A 20,614-nucleotide genomic window follows, 5' to 3' on the forward strand; every position below is an offset into this window, starting at 1 on the left:
TCAGTGATGGTGATCGCGGGCGAACTGGGCCGGCGTCTGGCCGTAGTAGCGACGAAACATCCGGATGAAGTGGCTGCTGTCAGCGAACTGCCAGTGTGCCGCGATCTCCGAAACCGTGGGGTGGGACGGCGAGAGGAGCGCGCGGCGCGCCTGCTCGAGGCGACGTCGGCGGATGTACGCCGCGACGGGCTCGCCGGTTGACGCGAAGGCCCGATGCAACGTTCGCAGCGAGACCTTGAGGTGGCGCGCCAGCAGCGCTGGTGTCAGGTCCGGGTCGGTGAGTAGTTGATCGGCGAGTTTGCCGGCCGCGTGGACCAGCGGGCCGGCCAGGCCGGGTTCGGTGCCGTCGAGATACCCGTGCAAAACCCCGCGGACCAGCTCCACCAATGCGTTGCGGCTGGCCTGGACGCCGCCCTCGCTGAGGTCGCCGAGTGTCGCGTGGACAACACTCGTGTGTGCCAGCAGCACATGAACTTCCGCGGCGGCGGCCGGGCCGGTCGCTTGCGTGCCGTCGGCGAACAAGCCCAGCGCCTCGGCGGGCAACCCGATCACCTGGGCGGTAGTGCCCGCGGCGACGTCGTAGCCGGTGAGCCCGGTCGAGCGGCTCAGCAGGAACTGGCCGGCGTCGACAGCTATCGTGTCGCGTTCACGTTTGAGGACGTAGGCGCCACGATGCACCACGTAGAGCCGCAGTTCGCCAATGTCGGGAAACGCGGAATCGACCTGTACGCGCGTGGCGGTTTCGAAGTTCGTGATGACCGAGTCCCCGACGCGGGAGGCGAGACCACGAACGACGGCTCCGGCTGTCGCTTCGTGGTGGAACGCGGGCAACGTGAAACCGTCGCCGATCTGCGCTTCCCAGCCGTCGCGGAAGGCGTCGACACCGAACCGTTCGGTGTCCAGCCGAACCGAGCCGCGTACCGGGTCCATCCGGCCATCCAACCACGTGGCACGCATCGTCGATCGAGACGGCACGCGTGTCCAAGACCGCGGCGGTACCGGATTTCTAAGGTCGGGACGTGGATCCGAAAATCTATCTGCACCTGTACTTGCAGCAGGTGCGCGACGTCCTGGTGTGGAAACTCGACGGCCTGTCCGAGTACGACGCGCGCCGGCCGCTCACCCCGACCGGAACCAATCTGCTCGGACTGGTGAAACACCTGACGGGCAACGAGTTCGGCTACTTCGGCGAAGTGTTCGACCGACCCGCCCACGCGGGGGCATGGCTGGTCGACCGCACTCAATCAGAGGACTTCCTCGCCCGCCCCGAGGAGACGCGCGAGGACATCATCGCGCAGTACAAACGGTCGTGGGAGCACGCTGACGCCACCATCGCGGCACTCGATCTCGACTCACCCGGCAAGGTGCCCCACTTTCCCGAAGGCATGCGCGACGTGACCTTGCAGTGGATGCTCGTCCACATGATCACCGAGACCTGCCGGCACGCCGGTCACGCCGACATCGTCCGCGAGCTCATCGATGGCCGCGCCGGCTACCACCCCACGGTCAGCAACCTTCCCGACGAGTGGTCCGAGTTCCACGATCGTGTCGAGATCGTGGCACGTGAGGCCGCCCGTATCACCGGCAGGCCGTTTTGACCATTGATCACTGTGTTGTACCGGTCGGTACGTCCCGGACCTCGTCGTGGTCCTTGAGCCAGGCGGCCGTCCACATCTTCCAGTCGGCCTCGGTGTAGCCGTGCCGGATGTCTCGCGGGTACGCCGTCGGTGGCCGCCCGCGAGACGTACGACTCGGACACCCTGCCAGCCATCGCGGGGGTCGGTCATGAAACACGCGCTAATCTTCGACCAGGGGTCGTCGGGAAATCTCGTCCAGCGGGGCCGCACCTCTGTTAGATAACCGCTCACATCGTGCACGTCGCCGAAACCGCTCTGGATCACCTCGCACGGCAGCGAGGAGCGCTCGCGGTCGACCGACGTGACAGGCCGGTACGTGCCGTCGAGGCGTGCTTCGACCGAGTTGTCGGTCGCCACGTAGAACGCGGCGGTGTCGCGCAGCTGCAGAGCCGAGTTCCCCGCCAGGCTCAGCGCCTGCCGGGTGTTGGCGTGGGCGTAGTAGCGCAGGTAGACGAGTTGGTTGCTGATCAGCTCGAAGAAGCCGTCACCCTGGTCGGAGACCGCGTTGTGCTCCAGTGCCGTCAGGTAGCCGGCGATGCCCTGGCTTTGCCGTTGCACCAACTTGCCCCAGCCCGGCGACGGCCGCGGGATCGACCTTGAAAGAGCCCACCGCCGCATCCTGACACGCCGAAGACCGGTGACGCTCTGAGTTTCCGCGTTCTCAAGGGAAGCCGTGGGGTGTACGCCGACGACATCGCGCCCGCGGTGCAGCAGGACGACGCGGCGTGACGTTGCTCGGTCGAACGTTCGGTGACCGCCCAGAGGGTCCCTCATCTGAGAAGACGAGGGACCCTCGCGCCAAGATCGGCATACTGGCGTCGTCGACCAGGTCGACCGCACCACCCGTTGGACACAGGACGCCGGCAACACTCGACCCAGCTACGCCGCGGGATGAGCACGACCTCAAGAGGACGGCGTGACCGAGGACCGCACACCGAACCACTGCTCAGCGCCGTACGCTTCGAACCTTTCCACCTCAGTGAAACCCAGCTTCGCCGCAAGGCGCATCGCGCGGTCGTTGGCGGTCTGGGTGCAGAGCGCCACCGGCGTGCCGGGAAGCGCGTCGACAAACCAGCCAAGCGCCGCTGTGCACGCCTCGGCGGCGTAGCCACGTCCCCACGCTTCCGGCAAAAGCAGATAACCGAGCCACGCCTCCCCGGCATCAGGAGAAGCGGGTCCCGGACGTCCCGCGTCGCGCCGATCGAACGTGATCATGCCGATCGCCGTGCCGTCGAGATCGATCACGAAGAAGCCAGGGCGTCGCCCAGGCACCTCGGGCACCGTGCGTTCGAGCTCATCACGCGGTCGCGGACCACCGATGTAGGTGCCCACCTCCGACGAGGAGAACAGGTCGATGAGCGCCGCACGATCCCCGGCCTCGGACTCGCGGAGCACCAGGCGCTCGGTCCTGATCGGGGCAGGTGGCCAGGCGACGGGTCCGAGCTCAGTCATGACGGGCAAGCTATCGCACGCCACCGGGCAGCAGCTTCAGACAGCCGCAGCAGCAGCTTCACACCCTGTCGCCTCGAAACCGTCCAGCGCGTTCGCGGCCAGACCGTCGGCATGGATCGCCGCGGTCGCCACCAAGGCCGACAGCCCAGCGGCCACCAGCCAATGCCGCGTCTTGCGCAATCACCTCATCCGCGACGTTTCCGGAGAGTGTGCACGAATCCTGTCCGCAACCTGCATGAACGCACCCGCCACCACCGGTTCGGCATTACCGGTTCAACCGGCCGGACGTCAATGTCGTTCCGTCCAGCGGAACAGATCGCGATCCGAGCGGCCCTATACGCTTTTTGTTCCGCAACCGCGACGTGAACTGTGCCACACCGTTCTGCGGCGCCCACGCAACCGTTGTTGTCCTGCGCATACACACCATAAGCAGCCACTATCGGCGCTATTCACCGATAGCCGTGCACGACTAAATCCCGACGGGTACCATAACGCCACCGCGCCGGCGCGGATGACGGTTTCCACAGAAACGTCGGGCACCGACCTTTTGTAGCCCGTTCGGTGGTGTCAACCGTTGTCAACGACGGTAAGAATCGGAGGCGGTGACGCATGGGGCACTGGGGACTCGTGCGGGACTGGGGAAGTTCGCAACGACCTTGAAGGACCGGGGGCAGCGCACCACCGAATACCGGCACCGCGTCGGTGCCCAGGCCACTTGTCCGGCTGACTCTTCAGCACGGACGGTGAGCCCGGTGGGGCGAGCTATCTTGGCGATGATCGCCAAACAGGGGGCATTTGTGAGTGCGACGATCGTTATTCCATCTGCATTGGCCACGGGCCCGTGCACAGCGCCGAACGGTCGAGTGGCGTAGACCGATCGTGACCTACTTCAAGATTCTGGGACCTCTAGAGGTCGTGCGCGGAGACGAGTTGGTCGACCTCGGCGGCACCCGGCAGCGGGCTGCCCTCGGACTCCTGCTGCTCAACCGCAACCGCGTCGTGGCGAGCAGCCAGATGGTGGACTCGCTGTGGCCCAAGGACAAGGTGCCGCTGTCGGCCAGGAAGATCGTGCAGAACTCGGTCTGGCGGTTGCGCCGGGCACTGTCGGCCGACGGCGGCGGCAACGCCGTGCTGCTCAGCCAGCCGCCTGGCTACATGCTGCGCGTCGAACCCGGGCAGACCGACGTGCAGGACTTCCACCACAAGGTCGAGGCCGGACGTGCCAAGTTCGCCGAGGGCGACCTGGCGGCGGCGTCCCGGCTGCTGAAGCAGGCGCTGGAGCTGTGGCGCGGGCCCGCACTGGCGGACCTGGTCGAGTCCGGCATCCTCTGGCCCGAGCTCACCCCGGTGCAGAACGCCAGGCTGGACGCCCTCGAGGATTACTTCGAGGTCGAGTTGTGCGCGGGACACCACCAGCAGATCCTGGCTGAGCTCGAGCGCACGGTCGCCACCGAGCCGCTGCGCGAGCGCCTGTGCGGGCAGCTGATGCTCGCGCTGTACCGCAGCGGCAGGCAGACCGACGCCCTCAACGCCTACTACACCGTGCGCACCACCCTGGTCGAGAAGGTCGGCCTGGAACCGAGTCCAGCGCTGCGCTCGCTGCAACAGGCGATCCTCACCCAGGATCCGGGGCTGATCCCGGTCGGGATGCAGCAGCAGATCGAGCTGCGCATGACCGGTCTCCCCCGCGACGCGGCCGACGAACAGCCAGTGCCTGCCCACGTCCGCCCGGCACCGCCGGTGCCGTCGCAGCGCAGATCCCCCTCCGGGCCGGAACCGGACGGGCACGAGGACGCCGCAATCGTTCCGGCGCCCGCCGTGCCGACGCTGCGCAGCATGGTGGCTGAGCGCAGGAACGTCAGCGCGCTCATCGTCCGTTGCCAGGGCATGGGCAACAGGGCGCTGGAGCGGGCCTCGGCCGCGATCCGCGCCGAGGTCGAGTCGCTGGGCGGCACCGTCGCGGCCTCCATCGGGTCGATCTGGCTGGCGTTGTTCGGCGTGCCCAACAGCGCCGACGACGACGCCGAACGCGCTGTTCTCGCCGCGTTGACCATCCGCGACTGCCTCGGCTTCCCGGACGTCTCCTGCGACGAGCCCCCCATCGCCGTCCACGTCGCGGTGGCCACCGGTGAGGTGCTGGTGCGCTACCACCCCGACAACGACAGCGCGCCGTCGGTGAGCGGCGTCCTGCTCGACGAGTGCCACGGGCTGCTCTCGCAGACCCCGGTCGGCGAGATCCGGGTGTGCGAGAGCACCAGGCGCGCCACCGAGTGCGCCGTCACCTACTTCAGGGCCGAGTCGTCCTTCGGCTGGCAGGTCGTCGGGCTCCGGCAGGAGTACCTGGCGCTGCACGACGTGCCGGTGGTCGACCGCGAGCACGACCTGGAGGTGCTGCGCGGCCTCCTGCACCGCACCAGGCACCTCGGCGCGCCCCACCTGGTGACCGTTCTCGGCGACCCCGGCGTCGGCAAGACCCGGTTCGTCCTGGAGCTCGAGCGCAGGGTGGCCGCGGCCGCCGAGCCGGTTCGGGTGCTGGCCGGCCGTGCGCGGCCGTTCGTGGAGGACACCGTCACCGACGTGCTCAAAGACATGCTGTGCTCGTACTGCGGCATCGACCCGGACGGTCGCGCCGAGTCGGTGCGGGCCGAGCTCGTCTGCGCGGTGGAGCGGCTCGTCCAGTCGGAGAGCGAGCGGCACTGGGTGCTGACCTGCCTCGCCGGCCTGGCCGACCCGGAACGGGAACGCCCGGACGTGCCGGTCGCCGAGGTGCTGCGCGCGTGGGGGTACCTCCTCGGCCAGATCGCCCGGCGCGGCCCTGTCGTCGTGGTCGTCGAGGACCTGCACGTCGCGGACGACCACCTGGTCGACTTCGTCGAGGAACTACCGAGGTTGCTCCCCGGCCTGCCGGTGCTGGTGGTCGTCACGGCGCGGCCGGAGCTGGTCAAGCGCCGCCCGATGTGGGGTTCGCGGCTGCGGCACGCGCTGATGATGAACCTGGAGCCCATCTCCGACACCGCGATCGACCGGCTGCTGGAGTTCCTGCGCTCCACCAGGGACAGCGGGGTCAAGGGCCCGGCCAGGAGCCTGCTCGCCGACACGGACGACTCGGACGCGCGGCGCAGGCACGTGAGGCGGGTCCTGGCGTCCGGCTCGTCGTTCCTGCGCAGGGATGGCGGCGCCTGTGATCAGGACGCCGCCGCCCACGTGGTGTACTGCGAGATCACCGAGATGCCCGCACCGGCAGACGGCGGGGGCAGATGATCTGGTGCGGGTTCTCCCACTCCACGCCGCGCGCGGAATCGACGCTGATCTTCGAGTAGCGGTCCAGCAGCATGTTCAGCGCGATCCTGCCCTCCAGCCGCGCCAGCGGCGCGCCGAGGCAGAAGTGGATGCCCTGGCCGAACACCAGGTGCCCACCGGTGTTGCGGTGGATGTCGAAGCGGTCCGGGTCGGGGAACTTCGTGGCGTCGCGGTTGGCCGCGCCGATCCACGGCGTCACGAGCTCGTCCGCGGCGACCGGGTGCCCGCCGATCTCGGTCTCGGTGGTGGTGACCCGCACCAGACGCGGGAACGGCGGGTACATGCGCAGCACCTCCTCCAGCGCGCCGGGCACCAGGTCGCGGTTCGCGCGAACCTCGGCCAGCGCCTCCGGGTGCTGGTCCAGGAGGATGACCGCGGTGCAGATCAACGACATCGTGGTGGCGTGCCCGGCGAACATGGTCAGGCCGGTGACCCCGATCATCTCGCCGTCGGTCAGCGGCTCGCCTTCGATGGTGGCGTTGGCCAGCCTGCTCATCACGTCGTCGCGCGGGTTCTGCCTGCGGTCGCGAACGTGCCGCAGGAAGTACTCGCCCATCTCGTGGAGCGCGGGCCCGACCTCGCCTTCGAGCAGGTCGAGGGGCACGGTGGCCGCGTCGAGCGCGCCAATCGCGTCACCCCACACGCGGAACATCGGCTCGTCCTCGATGGGCAGGCCGAGGACGTCGGCGATCACGGTGATCGGCAGCGGGAACGCGAGCGCGTCGACGAGGTCGAACGAGTCCTGGTCGGCGACCTTGTCCAGCAAGGTGCCGGTGATCAGCTCGATGCGCTCGGACAGGTTCGCGACGGCACGCGGGGTGAACACCTGGCTGATGACGGTGCGCAGCTGGCGGTGCCGGGGCGGGTCCGAGGTGACCAGGTTGCCCTCGTTGAAGCGGTCGAGCTCGAAGTGCGGCTCGTTGAACTTCCTCGCCGTCTCCGAGGAGAACGTCTTGGTGTCGGCGAGAATGCGGGTGATGTCCGCATAACCGAACACCTCCACCCCGTGCTCGCCGCCCTGACTGACCGGCCGTGAATCAAGCATTTCGCGGAACCACGAGAACAGGGAGTCGACCGGTTCCATGGTTGTGTTGTCGATGGACGCGCTCATGACCAGGAGCCTAGCCACGGAACACGTTGTCCAGGCGTGCGTTTTCCTCTTTTGAGATTGTCGAGTTGGAATGGTGAACAGCGGTGCCCGAAAATACCGGTCACCGCTGTTCCACAGACCTCGCGTAGACCATGCCGAGAGAATTCCTAGAACGGAATGGTCTCAGGCACGCGCGCGGTTACCGCCTGCCGAGTCCGCGGTACAGCTCGCGGTTCACCATCGGCACGACGATTCGTTCCTCGGCACTGGCCGCGGCTGCCGCCGGGCCGGACAGGGTCGGCGAGCCCGCGACCCGCAAACCGTCCTCGATCGCGCCGTCGATGTAGCCGTTCCACCCGTTGGCGATGTCGCTGCCGGCGAACTTGATCCGGCCGTGCGGCTGCTGGAGCTTCGCGTGCAACCTGATGAGCTGGTTCGGCTGGCGGTAGCCGCCGGTGCCCAGGGCGAACGGGTCCTTGGGGAAGTTGGTCACGACGTAGTCGCGCACCTCGGCACCGGGGATGATCTTCCGGATGGCCCGCTCCACCTCGTTCCCGTCGGTTTCGTCGAAGGTGGTGTCGACGGTGAAGGCGACCACCGGATCGCCGTCGTTGAACCGGCCCATGAAGCAGAACGGGTCACCCCTGCCCTCGGGCGACTCGGCCACGAACCTGTCCTTGGGGTTGGCCAGGTCGATCCACAGCTTCCGCTCCTCCGTGACGCCCATCCCGACGTTCGTCGCCTCCCGGTGGGCGGCGGGCAGCGCCGGGCTGAACGAGATCGTGCGCCAGACGTTCACCGGCACGGCCATGATCACTTCCGGCGCCGTGAACGCCTCGCCCGCGCGCGTCGTCACGGTCACCTTGTTCGCGTTCTGCACCACGGACTTGACCGGCGAGTTGAGCTTGAGGACCGGCTTGGACTCGGCGAGCATCGCGTTCAGGATCGACACCGTGCCCCGTGCCGGGCGGTAGGTGTTGACGCCGTGGAAGGCCTCGAACGTGCCACCGGACAGTGCCCACCACTGCTGGATGTGGGTCAGCGCGCCACGCTTGCTGGTCCCGCCGTACAGCGAGGTCCAGCTGGTCAGCAGGATCTCGTCCTCCGGCCGCAGGGCCATCTGGTCGAGCCGGTCCCGCATCGAGAACCCGTCGAAGCGGGCGACCAGGTCGCGGCGCTTGAGCGGGTTGAAGGGCTCCGGATAGATCCTGGTCGAGTCCTCGAAGAACTTGGTGAACAGCGCGTTCTGCCGGACGTAGGCCACCGACGGGTCGAGCTCCTGGAACCCGGTGAGGGTGGGCATGAAGGCTCTGGCCGGCCCGACGTCGGCCATGATCGGCAGCTCGTAGCGGTTGAGTTCACGCCACACGTGTGGCTGTAACCGGTCGACCCATGTGCCACCACGCTCGATCATGTGGCCGTTCCAGGTGTCCGTCCAGGTCCGGCCGCCGACCCGGTCGCGCGCCTCGAGCAACAGCACACGCTTGCCCTTGGCGCGCAGTTCACGGGTAGCGGTGACGCCGGCCAGGCCGGCGCCCACGACGATCACGTCGAAGTCCCGCCGCAGGTTCGGATCCTGGGCGTCCTCGGCGGCTTCGGTGACCGCGGTCGCCGACGTGCTCGCCGCCGCGGCCCCGGCGAGCGCGAGACCACCCGCCACACCCGCCTTGAACAGACTGCGCCGCGGCAGACCCCGACCCTCGGGCTGACCGGATTCCATCTCGTGGGTCACTGTCCCTCGTTTCCTATCCTGCGAACTGGTAACGGAAATAGCAGATGAACGGGCGCCGGACTGTGGACGCACGACCGCAGCACCTGCGATGGTCGGACGTAATCGATCGGACACCGGGATTGTCGAAGCGGAAACGTGGACAGCGGTGACCGGCATTCCGGCCGCCGCCATTCCCCGCGTAGACCGCGCCGAGACCATGCCGAGATCGGCGGTCCCGGCACGCGCGGTCAGCGAATGCCGAGTCCGCGGTACAACTCGCGGTTCACCGCCGGCACGACAATCCGTTCTTCGGCACTGGCCGCCGCGGCCGCCGGGCCGGACAGGGTCGGCGAGCCCGCGACCCGCAAACCGTCTTCGATCGCGCCGTCGATGTAACCGTTCCACCCGTTGGCGATGTCGGCGCCCGCGAATTTGACCCGGCCGTGCGGCTGCTGAAGTTTTGCGTGCAACCTGATGAGCTGGTTCGGCTGGCGGTACGCGCCGGCGCCCAGGGAGAACGGGTCCACGTGCCAGTTGGCCGCGGTGTAGTCGCGCATCTTGGCGCCCGGGATCACCTTCTGCACGGCCCGCTCCACCGCGTTCCCGTCGGTGGTGTCGAAGGTGCTGTCGACGCTGAAGGCGACCACCGGCTGGTTGTCGTTGAACCGGCCCATGAAGCAGATCGGGTAGCCCAGGCCCTCCGGCGCCTCCGCCACGAACCTGTCCGTGGGGTTGGACAGGTCGATCCACAGCTTCTTCTCGTGCGGCACGCCGACCCCGGTCGTCGTCGCCTCCTGGTGGGCGGCGGGCAGCGCCGGGCTGAACGAGATCGTGCGCCAGACGTTCACCGGCGTGGCCATGATCACCTCTGGCGCGGTGAACGCCTCGCCCGCGCGGGTGGTCACGGTCACCTTGTTCGCGTTCTGCACCACGGACTTCACCGGCGAGTTGAGCTTGAGCACCGGCTTGGCCTCGGCCAGCATCGCGTTCAGGATCGACACCGTGCCCTTGGCCGGACGGTAGGTGTTGACGCCGTGGAAACCCTCGAACGTGCCACCGGACAGTGCCCACCACTGCTGGATGAGGGTCAGGGCGCCGCGCTCGCTGGTTCCGCCGTACAGCGAGGTCCAGCTGGTCAGCAGGATCTCGTCCTCCGGCCGCAGGGCCATCTGGTTGAGCCTGTCGCGCAACGAGAACCCGTCGAACTGGGCGACCAGGTCGCGGCGCTTGAGCGGGTTGAAGGGTTCCGGGAAGATCTCGGTCGACCGGTCGAAGAACCTGGTGAAGAGCTCTTTCTGCCGGACGTAGGCCACCGACGGGTCGTACTCGCCGAACCCGCCGATGGTGGGCATGAACGCCCTGGTCGGCCCGGCATCGGCCATGATCGGCAACTCGTAGCGGTTGAGTTCACGCCACACGTGCGGCTGCAACCGGTCGACCCATGTGCCACCACGCTCGATCATGTGGCCGTTCCAGGTGTCCGTCCAGGTCCGGCCGCCAACCCGGTTGCGCGCCTCGAGCAACAGCACGCGCTTGCCCTTCGCACGCAGCTCACGCGTGGCGGTGACGCCCGCCATCCCGGCGCCCACGACGATCACGTCGAAGTCCCGCCCCAGGTCCGGATCCTGAGTGTCCTCGGCCACCGCGGTCGCCGACGTGGTCGCCACCGCCGCCCCGGCGAGCGCCACCCCCGCCTTGAACAGACTGCGCCGAGGCAGACCCCGCCCCCCTGGCTGACCGGATTCCATCTCGTGGGTCATTACCCCTCGTTTCCTATCCTGCGAACTGGTAACGGAAATAGCAAATGACCGGTCGACGACTATGGACGCACGATCGCTATACGTGCGATAGTTAGACGTAATCGATCGGACACAGCGCGTGATATGGCCACGACTCGCTCGACGTTGAGCTGTGGGCCGACGCTTGTTTGCGATGAGCGCAGGGCGATACCCGAGCACCCATCGGCAACGTCATTACTTTGAGTGACTGCGAGAGCGACAACCCCAGTGTGTCGTCTCGCATTCGAGTGACTGCGGCCAGGCTAGCGCACGGAGCGAATTCGTCAGCGGCCTCAGCTCGGCCGTGATCGAAACGTTATCTTCACCATTGGCGCATTGAAAACACCACTGAGCGGTGAGCGCCGAACCCCTGTTAATCCACTTGCGGGTGATGTGCCGGGCAAGTGGTGAATGCCGACGTTCCGGCAACGCCGAATAGCGGTCGACCCTTTGTCCTCCTTTTCGGAGGCACATAAGGGTCGACCGCTGCTATAAAGCGCGTCCCTGCGGCGCACGGCGCTGGGCGCCGCAGGAAAAGGCTCAGGCCGAAGGCTTGCGGAACACCTCGACCATCGCGGCGTAGCTGGCGGGCCCGTGGCCCTCGGCGATCGCGCGCTTGCCCAACGCCGTGATGAGCGCCGGCCACTCGGTGTTGACGCCCAGCTCCTTGCTCTCGTCGAGCAGGTGGTCCATCGCGTCGACGTGCGTGTCGATGGTGGAGTCCTCGGCGGGCCAGTCGCCCGAGTCGATCTGCGCGGCGTAGGCCTCGATGAAGCCGAGCGACATCTCGCCGAGCGCCTTGGCCAGCGGCAGGTACTCGGTGGCCTTCACGCCCGCGGTGCCCAGCAGCGCGACACCGTGCAGGAAGCTGTTCTCGATGCCCCACATCATGGTGAGCAACGCGACGTCGTGGAGAGCGGCGAGACCGTGGTCCTCACCCAGGTACTTGGTCCCCGCCGGGGCGACCGCCTTGAGGGTCTGCTCGTGCTCGTCGAAGGCCGACTTCGGACCGCTGTACAGCAGAATGGCAGCGTCGGTGGCGACATCCGGCGGAATGGCCATGATCGCGCTGTCGATGTACGCGCCGACCTTGTTCTCCACCGCCCACTTCGACGTGCCGCGGGCCTGCGACGAGCTGGCGCTGGTCATGTTGACCAGCGTGCGGCCCTGCAGCGAGCCCACCACCGGGTCGAGCAGTTCGTGCACCGCGTCGTAGTCAGAGACGCAGATGACGACCAGCGGGCTCGCCTCGACGGCGTCCTTCACCGACGGCGCCAGGACCGCGCCCTTGGCGACGAGCTCGTCGGCCTTGGCGGCCGAACGGTTCCACACCGTGGTCGGGTGCCCGTTCCCGAGGAACGCGGCGGCCAATGCCTGACCCATCAGGCCCAGACCGACGACAGTGACCGGTGCCTGAGCGGCATTGGGGTTGGACATCACATTCACTCCTGTTCGGTCCGCGTCAGTTCGGGTGACGCGGCGTGGTTGTTGGTGTGCTTTAACGGTTTCACCGGCCAGGCGACCGGACCAGCGGCAAAGCTGACCTTCTTCGAACCATTCCTGCCGTACACTCGCGATCATGGGGACGGGTGTGGTCGCGATCGCTGTTGTCAGCGGCACCGACATGCAGGTGTGCGAGGTATACGAGACCGCTATCGCGAACGTGGTGTTCGGTGATCCGCAACCGGACCTGGCCGATCCCTGGTATGACGTGAAACTGTGCGCGGTGTCGGAAAACGAACCGCCGGCGCGTGGTTTCTCGGTGCGCACCGAGCACGGGCTCGACGATCTGATCGTCGCCGACACCGTTGTGGTCGCGTCGGTTCCGGACGACGTGCTCAGGGGCCGCGCCCCGTTGTCGCCGGACTTCATGGAGGCGCTGCGCGAAGCGGCCGGCGCGGGCGCGCGAATGGTGTCGCTGTGCACCGGGGCGTTCGCCCTCGCCGAGGCGGGCCTGCTCGACGGCCGCAAGGCCACCACGCACTGGATGCACACCGCCGACCTCGCCAAGCGCTACCCGCGGATCGAGGTCGAGGACGCCGTGCTCTACGTCGACGACGGCGACGTCCTCACCAGTGCGGGCATGAGCGCGGGCCTGGACCTGTGCCTGCACCTGGTTCGCCGGGACCTGGGCGCCTACGTGGCCGGTCAGCTGGCCCGCCGGATGGTCGTGGCGGGCCACCGCCCGGGCGGACAGGCGCAGTTCGTCGACCTGTCCGTACCCGAGGGCGACGACGACACCCTGGCGATGACGATGGACTGGGCCGCGGGCAACCTCGACCAGCCGCTCACCGTGGACGTGATGGCCAGGCGGGCGGGCATGAGCGCCCGCACGTTCTTCCGCAAGTTCCAGGCGACCACCGGGCTCACCCCGCTGAAGTGGCTGCTCAACCAACGTCTGTCGCGCGCCCAGAGCCTGCTGGAGACCACCGACCTGCCGATCGAGCGGGTCAGCGAGGCCAGCGGCCTGGGCACCGCGACGAACCTGCGCAGACACTTCACCGCGCACGTGGGCGTCACGCCCACCGACTACCGGCACTCGGTGGGCGCCGGCTCCCTGACGCGGTGGTCGGCGCCCTCACCCCGTCAGGGCTTCGGAGGCACGGGGAACGAGCTCTCCGCCGGCCAGGGACCGTTGCCGGCGTAGGCGTTGTCGATCACGTAACGCCAGCCGCCGTCCTCGCTGCGCTGCAGCACGTCGACCGCGAGACCGCTGAGCTTCTCCGGCTTGCCGTCCCGGGTGGTGTCCATCTCCCACTCCACCACCACCATGGCGGTGTCGCCGTTGACCATCTGGTTGAGCACGGTCGCCTCTACGGTCGCGTTGCGGGTCTTGATGAAGTTCTCGACGTAGTCCCTGCGCGCCTGGCCCTGGACCGGCTTCCCGGGCTCCCACATGCCGACGGCGTCATCGGTGTACAAGGCGTTGACCGCATCCACGTCGCCCGCGTTGAACGCAATGTTGAACATTTCCTGGTGCGTGTCGACGTCAGTGGCCAGGTGGTGTTTTTCGGAGGCCATGGTGAGCCCACTCCCGTTCTTGTTTGTCGAATGTTCTCAGCGATGTCGGGCAACGCCGAGATGAACGCTACCGCCGGTCGGACACCGGTCGGCCGCAGTCGGGTAATCGCCGCCGAATCCCGCTCGGAGCAGCGGCGATTACCCGTTTGACACCACATCGAGATATGGCCGGTGGCTTTTTTCCCGAGCCGGCCATCGGGGTCACTTCCCAGGGGCGGGGAAGTAGCCCTTGCGGACGAAGAAGTCCACGTACCTGCCGAACAGCTCCCGGTCGATCGGCGGGCACCCGATGCCGCTGCCCGCCAACGCCTTCTCCGTGTCCGAGACGTCCATGGGCGGGTAGGTCGGCCCCGCGCCCACGGAGTTGAGCTCCTCGAACGAGTCGAACAGCGGCGTGACCGCGTTCTCCCGGTCGGCGCCGATCCTCGCCCCCCAGGCGTCCCAGTCGGTCTCGGGCAGGTCGTACCCGAACGCCCGCAGGTGGTCGACGAGATCGCCGAACGACTGCGACTGCTCGTTGAACAGGTGGAACGTGCCGTTCACGGAGGACTCGCGGGCGGCCAGCGTGGTGATCGCCCCGCTGACGTAGTCCACCGGGACGAGGTGCACCCGCCCGGTCAGCCGGTCCGGGACCACGCCCGCCTGCAGCAGGCCCTTGAGGCTGAGCCAGACGAAGTCCTTGGTCTGGCACGCGCCGCTGTCGCGGTCGCCGCACACCACGTCGACCCGGTAGACCGACACCGGGATGCCGCGGGCGCGGGCGATGCCGAGCACACCCTCCGCCACCCACTTGCTCTGGAGATAACCGTTGCGCAGCAAGTGCGCGGGACCGGTCGTGTCGGTGATCCCCACCGGCTCGTTGTCCTCCGACGCGGCGAACACGCCCGTGGTCGACACGTAGTGCACCGGGACCGTGCGGTGGCGCGCGGCGAGCCTCAGCACCTCGACGGTGCCGGTCACGTTCGAGGACTTCAGGTCCGTGTACGGGCGTACCCAGCTCACCGTCGCCCCGGCGTGGAAGACGACGTCGACCCGGCGGGCGAGGTCGTCGAACACCTGCTCGTCCAGGCCGAGCCGGTGGGAGGTGAGGTCGCCGACGTGGACGACGACCCTGGCGGGGTCGATCTCGCCCGCCACCTCGTACCACTCCAGGTTCTCCCGCAGCCTGCGCTCCGCGTCGGCCTGGTCGGCGCCGCGCACCAGGCAGTGCACGACCGCGTCGGTGCGGCGGACGATGTCGCGCAGCAGGAACGCTCCGAGGAACCCGGTGGCGCCGGTCAGCAGCACCTCGCCGGGATCGGTGGCGACGGCGACCACGGTGTCGGCGGCGACCACGTCGTCGTCGAGCACCACCTCGTTCGCGAAGTCCACGCCGGTGACGACGTCGCCGTCACCGGTGACCGCCGCGCCCGCGGTGGTGCGGATGAACTCGGTGAGCGCGGAGGGCGTCGGGTGCTCGAACACCAGCGAGGCGGGCAGTCGCATGCCGATGTGCGTGGCGAGGCGGTTGCGCAGTTCCACCGAGATCAGCGAGTCGAAGCCGAGGTCGGCGAAGAGCTGGTCGTCCCGCATCGCGGAGGCGTCGGTGTGGCCGAGGACCGACGCGACCTCGGCGCGGACCAGCTCGCCCACGATCTCCCGCTGTCGCTGCTCGGACTGCCCAGCGAGCCGGCTTTGCAGCAGCTCGGCTTCGTCGGCGCCCCGCGTGGCCCGGCGGGAGGTGACCCTGGCCAGGGCGGTGAAGAGCAGCGGCACCGCCGTGGGCCGGGCGGCCAGCGCACGCATGTCCAGCGGCGTCACCACCGGTGCCGGACGCCCGGCCCGCAGTGCGGCGTCGAACAGGCCGAGGCCGTCGTCGGGGGTGATCGGCAACAGCCCGGTGCGGGCGATGCGCTTGAGGTCGGCGTCGCTGAGGTTGCCGCCCATGCCGCCCGCGTGCGCCCACAGGCCCCACACCAGCGAGGTCGCCGCGAGCCCGGCACCCGCCCGGTGCGCGGCCAGCGCGTCGAGGAAGGTGTTCGCGGCGGCGTAGGCGCCCTGGCCCGAACCCCCGATGACACCGGCCACCGAGGAGAACAGCACGAACGCCGACAGGTCCGCGTCCTTGGTCAGCTCGTGCAGGTTCCACGCCGCGTGCACCTTGGGCCGCAGCACCCCGGCCACGTGGTCGGCGTCCAAGGAGTCGATCATGCCGTCGTTCAGGACACCGGCCGTGTGCACGACACCGGTGAGCGGGTGCGCGGCGGGCACGGAAGCCAGCACGAGGGCGAGTGCGTCCCGGTCGGCGGCGTCGCACGCGGTGATCGTCACCCGCGCACCGAGGGCGGCCAGCTCGTCGGCCAGCTCCCCCGCGCCCGGTGCGGCCGGGCCGCTCCGGCTGAGCAGCAGCAGATCGGTGACGCCGTGCGCGCGGACGAGGTGCCGGGCGAACAACGCGCCCAGCGCGCCGGTGCCACCGGTGATCAGGACCGTGCCGCCCGGTCGCCACGGTGACGGCGCGCGCCCCGGTGCGAGCCGGGCCAGCCTCGGCGCGGCCACCGAGCCCGCGCGCACGGCCAGTTGCGCCTCCCCCGTGGCGATCGCCGCGGGCAGCGCCGACAGCGACGCCGGGTCGTCGTCGATGTCGATCAACCGGAACCGGCCGGGCATCTCCGACTGGGCGGAGCGCAGCAGGCCCCAGACCCCGGCCGCGGCCAGGTCGACCGGCGTGTCGTCGGCGTCGATCGCGCGCCGGGTCAGCAGGACCAGCGGGGCGTTCGCGGAGCGCTGGTCGTCGTTCCAGGCGCGCACCAGGTCCAGCGCCCGCAGGACGGCGGCCTGCGCCCGATCGGCGACCGTGCCCGCCGCGTGGTGGTCCGCGGCCGACAGCATCGGCGCGACCAGGGCGGTGAACGTCCCGGCGGCGGACAGCGCCTCGTCGATCCCGGCGAACCGCAGCGGCCACGGCAGGCTGCCGCCGTCGGTCTCCACCACGGCCAGTCCGGCCGGACCGGGCAACCCGGCCGGGATGACCGGGGTCCACGCCACGCGGAACAGCGCGTCGCCCGGACGGGCCAGCGCGGCGCCGATCTCGTCCTCGCTCGCGCGCCGGGTGAGCACGCCCGCCGCGTGGGCCAGCGGTGCACCCGACGCGTCGGCCAGCAGTACCGACACCGTGCCGTCCTCGGCCGGGGTGATCCGCACCCTGGCCGCGGTGGCGCCCACCACGTGCACGGTCACCCCGCGCCACTCCACGACGACGCCGGGATGCCCGGTGAGCAGCGCGGCGGGGTGCAGCGCGACGTCGAGCAACGCGGGGTGCACACCGAACCCGTCCGCCGAGGTGCCGGAGGGCAGCCGCACCTCCGCGAACAGCTCGCCGTCGCGCCGCCACACCGCCGTCAGGCCCGAGAAGGCCGGACCGAGCGCGAATCCCGCCTCGGCGCGGTGCTGCAACAGCAGGTCGACGTCCAGCGGCTCGGCGTCGCGCGGCGGCCACTCGCTCAGGTCCGCCGGGGCCGTCAAGCGGGGGCTGAGCACCCCACGGGCAGCCAGTGTCCACACGGGACGGTCTTCGTCCGCACCGGTGTGCACGCTGATCCGTCGCCTGCCGTCGCCGTCCGGGGCGTCCACGGTGAGCTGCACGCGCAGCCTGGCGCGTTCCGGCAGCACCACCTGCTCGCTCACCACCAGCTCGTCGACGTGCGGGCAGCCGACCTCGTCTCCGGCCCGCACCGCCATCTCCAGCAGCACCGAGGACGGGACGACCTGGCCGCCGAACAGGCGGTGCTCACCCAGCCACGGCGCGATGGACGTCGACACCGCGCCGGGGAACAGCACCTCGTCCCGACCGGCGACCTCCACCGGGGCCATCAGCAGCGGGTGGTCCGACACCGGCCCTGCCGGGTCGTCGCCCTGCATCGCGGCGGCCTCCAGCCAGTAGCGCTGGCGCTGGAAGGCGTAGCTGGGCAACGGGCCCGCCACCGCGCCGGACGGGGCCAGGTAGGCGGCCCAGTCGACCGCGACCCCCGCCGCCCACAGCCTGCTCACCGCTTCGAGGAGCTCGAGCGGCTCGTAACTCCCGGTCCGGGTGCTCGCGACCGCCGTGATGTCGTCCCCGCCGTCGCCGACCAGCGCGGTCAGCGCGGCTCCTGGGCCGACCTCCAGCGTCGCCGTGACGCCCTGGCCGGCGAGACGGCGCGCGGCGTCGAGGAAGCGCACCGGCCTGCGCACCTGGTCGATCCAGTACTCGGGTGAGCGCAGCAGGTCCGCGTCCGCGACCTCGCCGGTGACCGTGGAGATGATCGGGATGGTCGGCGCGTTGAAGGTGACCGCGCGCACGACCTCGCCGAACTCGGCCAGCATCGGCTCCATCAGGGGCGAGTGGAAGGCGTGGCTGACGGCGAGCCGCTTGGTCGAGCGGCCCCAGGACGCCACGGCGGCGGCGATGCCGGTGACCACGTCCTCGTCGCCGGAGATCACCACGGCCGACGGCCCGTTGACCGCGGCGATGCCGACGCGGTTCTCGTAGCCCTCCAGCAGCGGCGCGACCTCGGCCGGGGTGGCCCGCAGCGCGACCATGACCCCGCCGGCCGGCAGTCGCTGCATCAGCCTGCCCCGTGCGGCGACCACGGCGGCCGCGTCGGGCAACGACAGCACACCGGCCAGGTGTGCGGCGGCCAGCTCGCCGATGGAGTGGCCGACCAGCACGTCCGGCCGCATGCCCCACGACATCACCAGCCGCGCGAGCGCCACCTCGAAGGCGAACAGCGCCGGCTGGGCGTAGCCGGTCTCGCCGAGCCGGTCGCCCTCGGCGATCACCTGCCGCAGCGGGCGGTCCAGGTGCGGGTCCACCGCGGCGCACACCGCGTCGAACGCCTCGGCGAACACCGGGAACGCCGCGCGCAGCTCCAGGCCCATGCCGACGCGCTGCGACCCCTGGCCGGTGAACAGGAGCCCGAGCCCGCCCCGGCCCGCGGCCACGACCGGGACGGTCTCCTCGTCCCTGGCCAGCGCGCGCAGCCCGGTCAGCAGGCCCTCGCGGTCGACGCCCACCACGACCGCGCGGTGGTCCAGCGCGGCGCGGGTCGTGGCCAGCGACCGCGCGATCCGCTCGGCGGACAGCTCCGGGTTCCGCTCGACGAACGACAGCAGCCGCTGGGCCTGGGCCCTGGTCGCCCGCGGGGTCTTCGCCGACAGCGGCCACGGCACGACCGGCAGCGGCGTCTCCGGCTCGGTCTGGACACCGGCGTCCGGCGCCTGCTCCAGGATCACGTGCGCGTTGGTGCCGCTGACACCGAAGGACGACACCCCCGCCCGGCGCGGCCTGCCCGTCTCCGGCCACGGCCGCTGCTCGGTGAGCAGCTCGACGCCGCCGCGGTCCCAGTCGACCAACGGCGTGGGCTCGTCGACGTGCAGCGTCCTGGGCAGCACTCCGTGCCGGATCGCCTGCACCGCCTTGATGACGCCGCCGACGCCGGACGCCGCCACCGCGTGGCCGATGTTGGACTTGAACGACCCCAGCCACAGCGGCCGGTCCGCGTCGTGCGCGGCGCCGTAGGTGGCGAGCAACGCCTGCGCCTCGATCGGGTCGCCCAGCCTGGTCCCGGTGCCGTGCGCCTCCACCACGTCGACGTCGGCCGGGCTCAGCCGCGCCTCGGCCAGCGCCCTGCGGATGACCCGTTCCTGCGACGGACCGTTGGGGGCGGCGAGCCCGTTGGACGCGCCGTCCTGGTTGACCGCGGAGCCGCGCAGCACCGCGAGCACCCGGTGCCCGTTGCGCTGGGCGTCCGACAGCCGCTCCAGCAGGACCAGGCCGACGCCCTCGGACCAGATGGTGCCGTCGGCCGCCGCGGCGAAGGACTTGCACCGGCCGTCGGGGGCGAGACCGCGCTGGCGGGAGAAGTCCACGAACCCGCCGGGCGTGGCGTTGATCGTCACACCGCCCGCGAGCGCCAGGCTCGACTCGCCGGAGCGCACGGACTGCGCGGCGACGTGCAGGGCGACCAGCGACGACGAGCACGCGGTGTCGACGGTGACCGCGGGTCCCTCGAACCCGAACGAGTACGCGACCCGGCCGGACACCACGCTGGTGAGCTTCCCGGTGAGCAGGTAGCCCTCCAACTCGGCCGGTCCGCGCAGGCCCAGGTAGGTCTGCTCGCCCGCGCCGACGAACACGCCGACGTCGGCGCCCTTGAGCGCGGTCGGATCGATGCCGGCCGCCTCGAAGGCCTCCCACGCGGTCTCCAGCACCACCCGCTGCTGCGGATCCATCGACACCGCCTCGCGCGGTGAGATCCCGAAGAACTCCGCGTCGAACTCGGTGGCGTCGTCGAGGAACCCGCCCGAGCGGGTGTAGGTCGTGCCGGGTGTCTCCGGGTCCTCGTCGAACAGCCGGTCCAGGTCCCAGCCGCGGTCGGTCGGGAACTCGGAGATCGCGTCCTGGCCGTCGAGCACGAACTGCCACAGGTCGTCCGCCGAGGCGATCCCGCCGGGGTAGCGGCAGGCCATGCCCACGATGGCGACCGGTTCCTGCCGCCCGGACTCCAGCTCGGTGATGCGCTGTCGCGCCTTCTGCAAATCCGCCGTGACCCATTTCAGGTACTCGGCGAGCTTCTTCTCATCCGCCATGGTCTTCTCTCAGAGT

The 20,614-nt window shown here is 69.8% G+C and carries 10 protein-coding genes and 1 pseudogene; 3 read left to right on the top strand and 8 right to left on the bottom strand.

Features of this window, described 5'->3' with window-relative positions; translation table 11 throughout:
- The gene (locus G7043_RS26570; protein WP_166049975.1) at nt 1-930 is read right to left on the bottom strand and encodes a helix-turn-helix domain-containing protein; all 930 of its coding nucleotides are present in this window, start codon (nt 928-930) and stop codon (nt 1-3) included.
- 89 nt (nt 931-1,019) lie between these two features.
- Between G7043_RS26570 and G7043_RS26575 the strand changes: the two genes are divergently transcribed.
- Nucleotides 1,020-1,598: a DinB family protein gene (locus G7043_RS26575; RefSeq protein ID WP_313888079.1), complete on the top strand. Its 579-nt coding sequence runs from the start codon at nt 1,020-1,022 to the stop codon at nt 1,596-1,598.
- Nucleotides 1,599-2,540: 942 nt separating this feature from the next.
- Here G7043_RS26575 and G7043_RS26580 read toward each other — a convergent pair.
- A complete protein-coding gene (locus tag G7043_RS26580; protein ID WP_166049977.1) occupies nt 2,541-3,089 on the bottom strand; it encodes a GNAT family N-acetyltransferase in 549 nt (182 codons plus the stop codon).
- 879 nt (nt 3,090-3,968) lie between these two features.
- On the opposite strand from G7043_RS26580, the gene G7043_RS26585 reads away from it, so the two are divergent.
- The gene (locus G7043_RS26585; protein WP_207311738.1) at nt 3,969-6,350 is read left to right on the top strand and encodes a BTAD domain-containing putative transcriptional regulator; all 2,382 of its coding nucleotides are present in this window, start codon (nt 3,969-3,971) and stop codon (nt 6,348-6,350) included.
- Here G7043_RS26585 and G7043_RS26590 read toward each other — a convergent pair.
- The 4 genes from G7043_RS26590 to G7043_RS26605 all read right to left on the bottom strand — a co-directional run bounded on the left by G7043_RS26590 (nt 6,310) and on the right by G7043_RS26605 (nt 12,405).
- Nucleotides 6,310-7,500, bottom strand: a complete 1,191-nt coding sequence (locus G7043_RS26590) for a cytochrome P450 (RefSeq protein ID WP_166049979.1) — start codon at nt 7,498-7,500, stop codon at nt 6,310-6,312. The genes G7043_RS26585 and G7043_RS26590 overlap by 41 nt on opposite strands.
- Nucleotides 7,501-7,678: 178 nt before the next feature.
- On the bottom strand, nt 7,679-9,211 hold the full coding sequence (locus G7043_RS26595) for a flavin monoamine oxidase family protein (RefSeq protein WP_313888080.1): 1,533 nt from the start codon (nt 9,209-9,211) through the stop codon (nt 7,679-7,681).
- Between the two features lie 227 nt (nt 9,212-9,438).
- The gene (locus G7043_RS26600; protein WP_207311739.1) at nt 9,439-10,950 is read right to left on the bottom strand and encodes a flavin monoamine oxidase family protein; all 1,512 of its coding nucleotides are present in this window, start codon (nt 10,948-10,950) and stop codon (nt 9,439-9,441) included.
- 558 nt (nt 10,951-11,508) lie between these two features.
- Nucleotides 11,509-12,405, bottom strand: a complete 897-nt coding sequence (locus G7043_RS26605) for an NAD(P)-dependent oxidoreductase (RefSeq protein ID WP_166049981.1) — start codon at nt 12,403-12,405, stop codon at nt 11,509-11,511.
- A 187-nt stretch (nt 12,406-12,592) separates the two neighbouring features.
- Between G7043_RS26605 and G7043_RS26610 the strand changes: the two genes are divergently transcribed.
- Entirely contained in the window at nt 12,593-13,615 is a 1,023-nt protein-coding gene (locus G7043_RS26610; RefSeq protein WP_449279972.1) for a GlxA family transcriptional regulator, read from the top strand.
- Here the strand turns inward: G7043_RS26610 and G7043_RS26615 are convergent.
- Nucleotides 13,555-13,989, bottom strand: coding sequence for a YybH family protein (locus G7043_RS26615; protein WP_166049985.1), 435 nt, complete (start codon nt 13,987-13,989; stop codon nt 13,555-13,557). The two genes, G7043_RS26610 and G7043_RS26615, sit on opposite strands and share 61 nt — an antisense overlap.
- 201 nt (nt 13,990-14,190) lie before the next feature.
- Nucleotides 14,191-20,580, bottom strand: a pseudogene (locus G7043_RS26620) (thioester reductase domain-containing protein); the annotation flags it as partial.
- Between the last annotated feature and the right edge of the window lie 34 nt (nt 20,581-20,614).

This window comes from Lentzea alba (assembly GCF_011067745.1).
Classification (GTDB): domain Bacteria; phylum Actinomycetota; class Actinomycetes; order Mycobacteriales; family Pseudonocardiaceae; genus Lentzea; species Lentzea alba.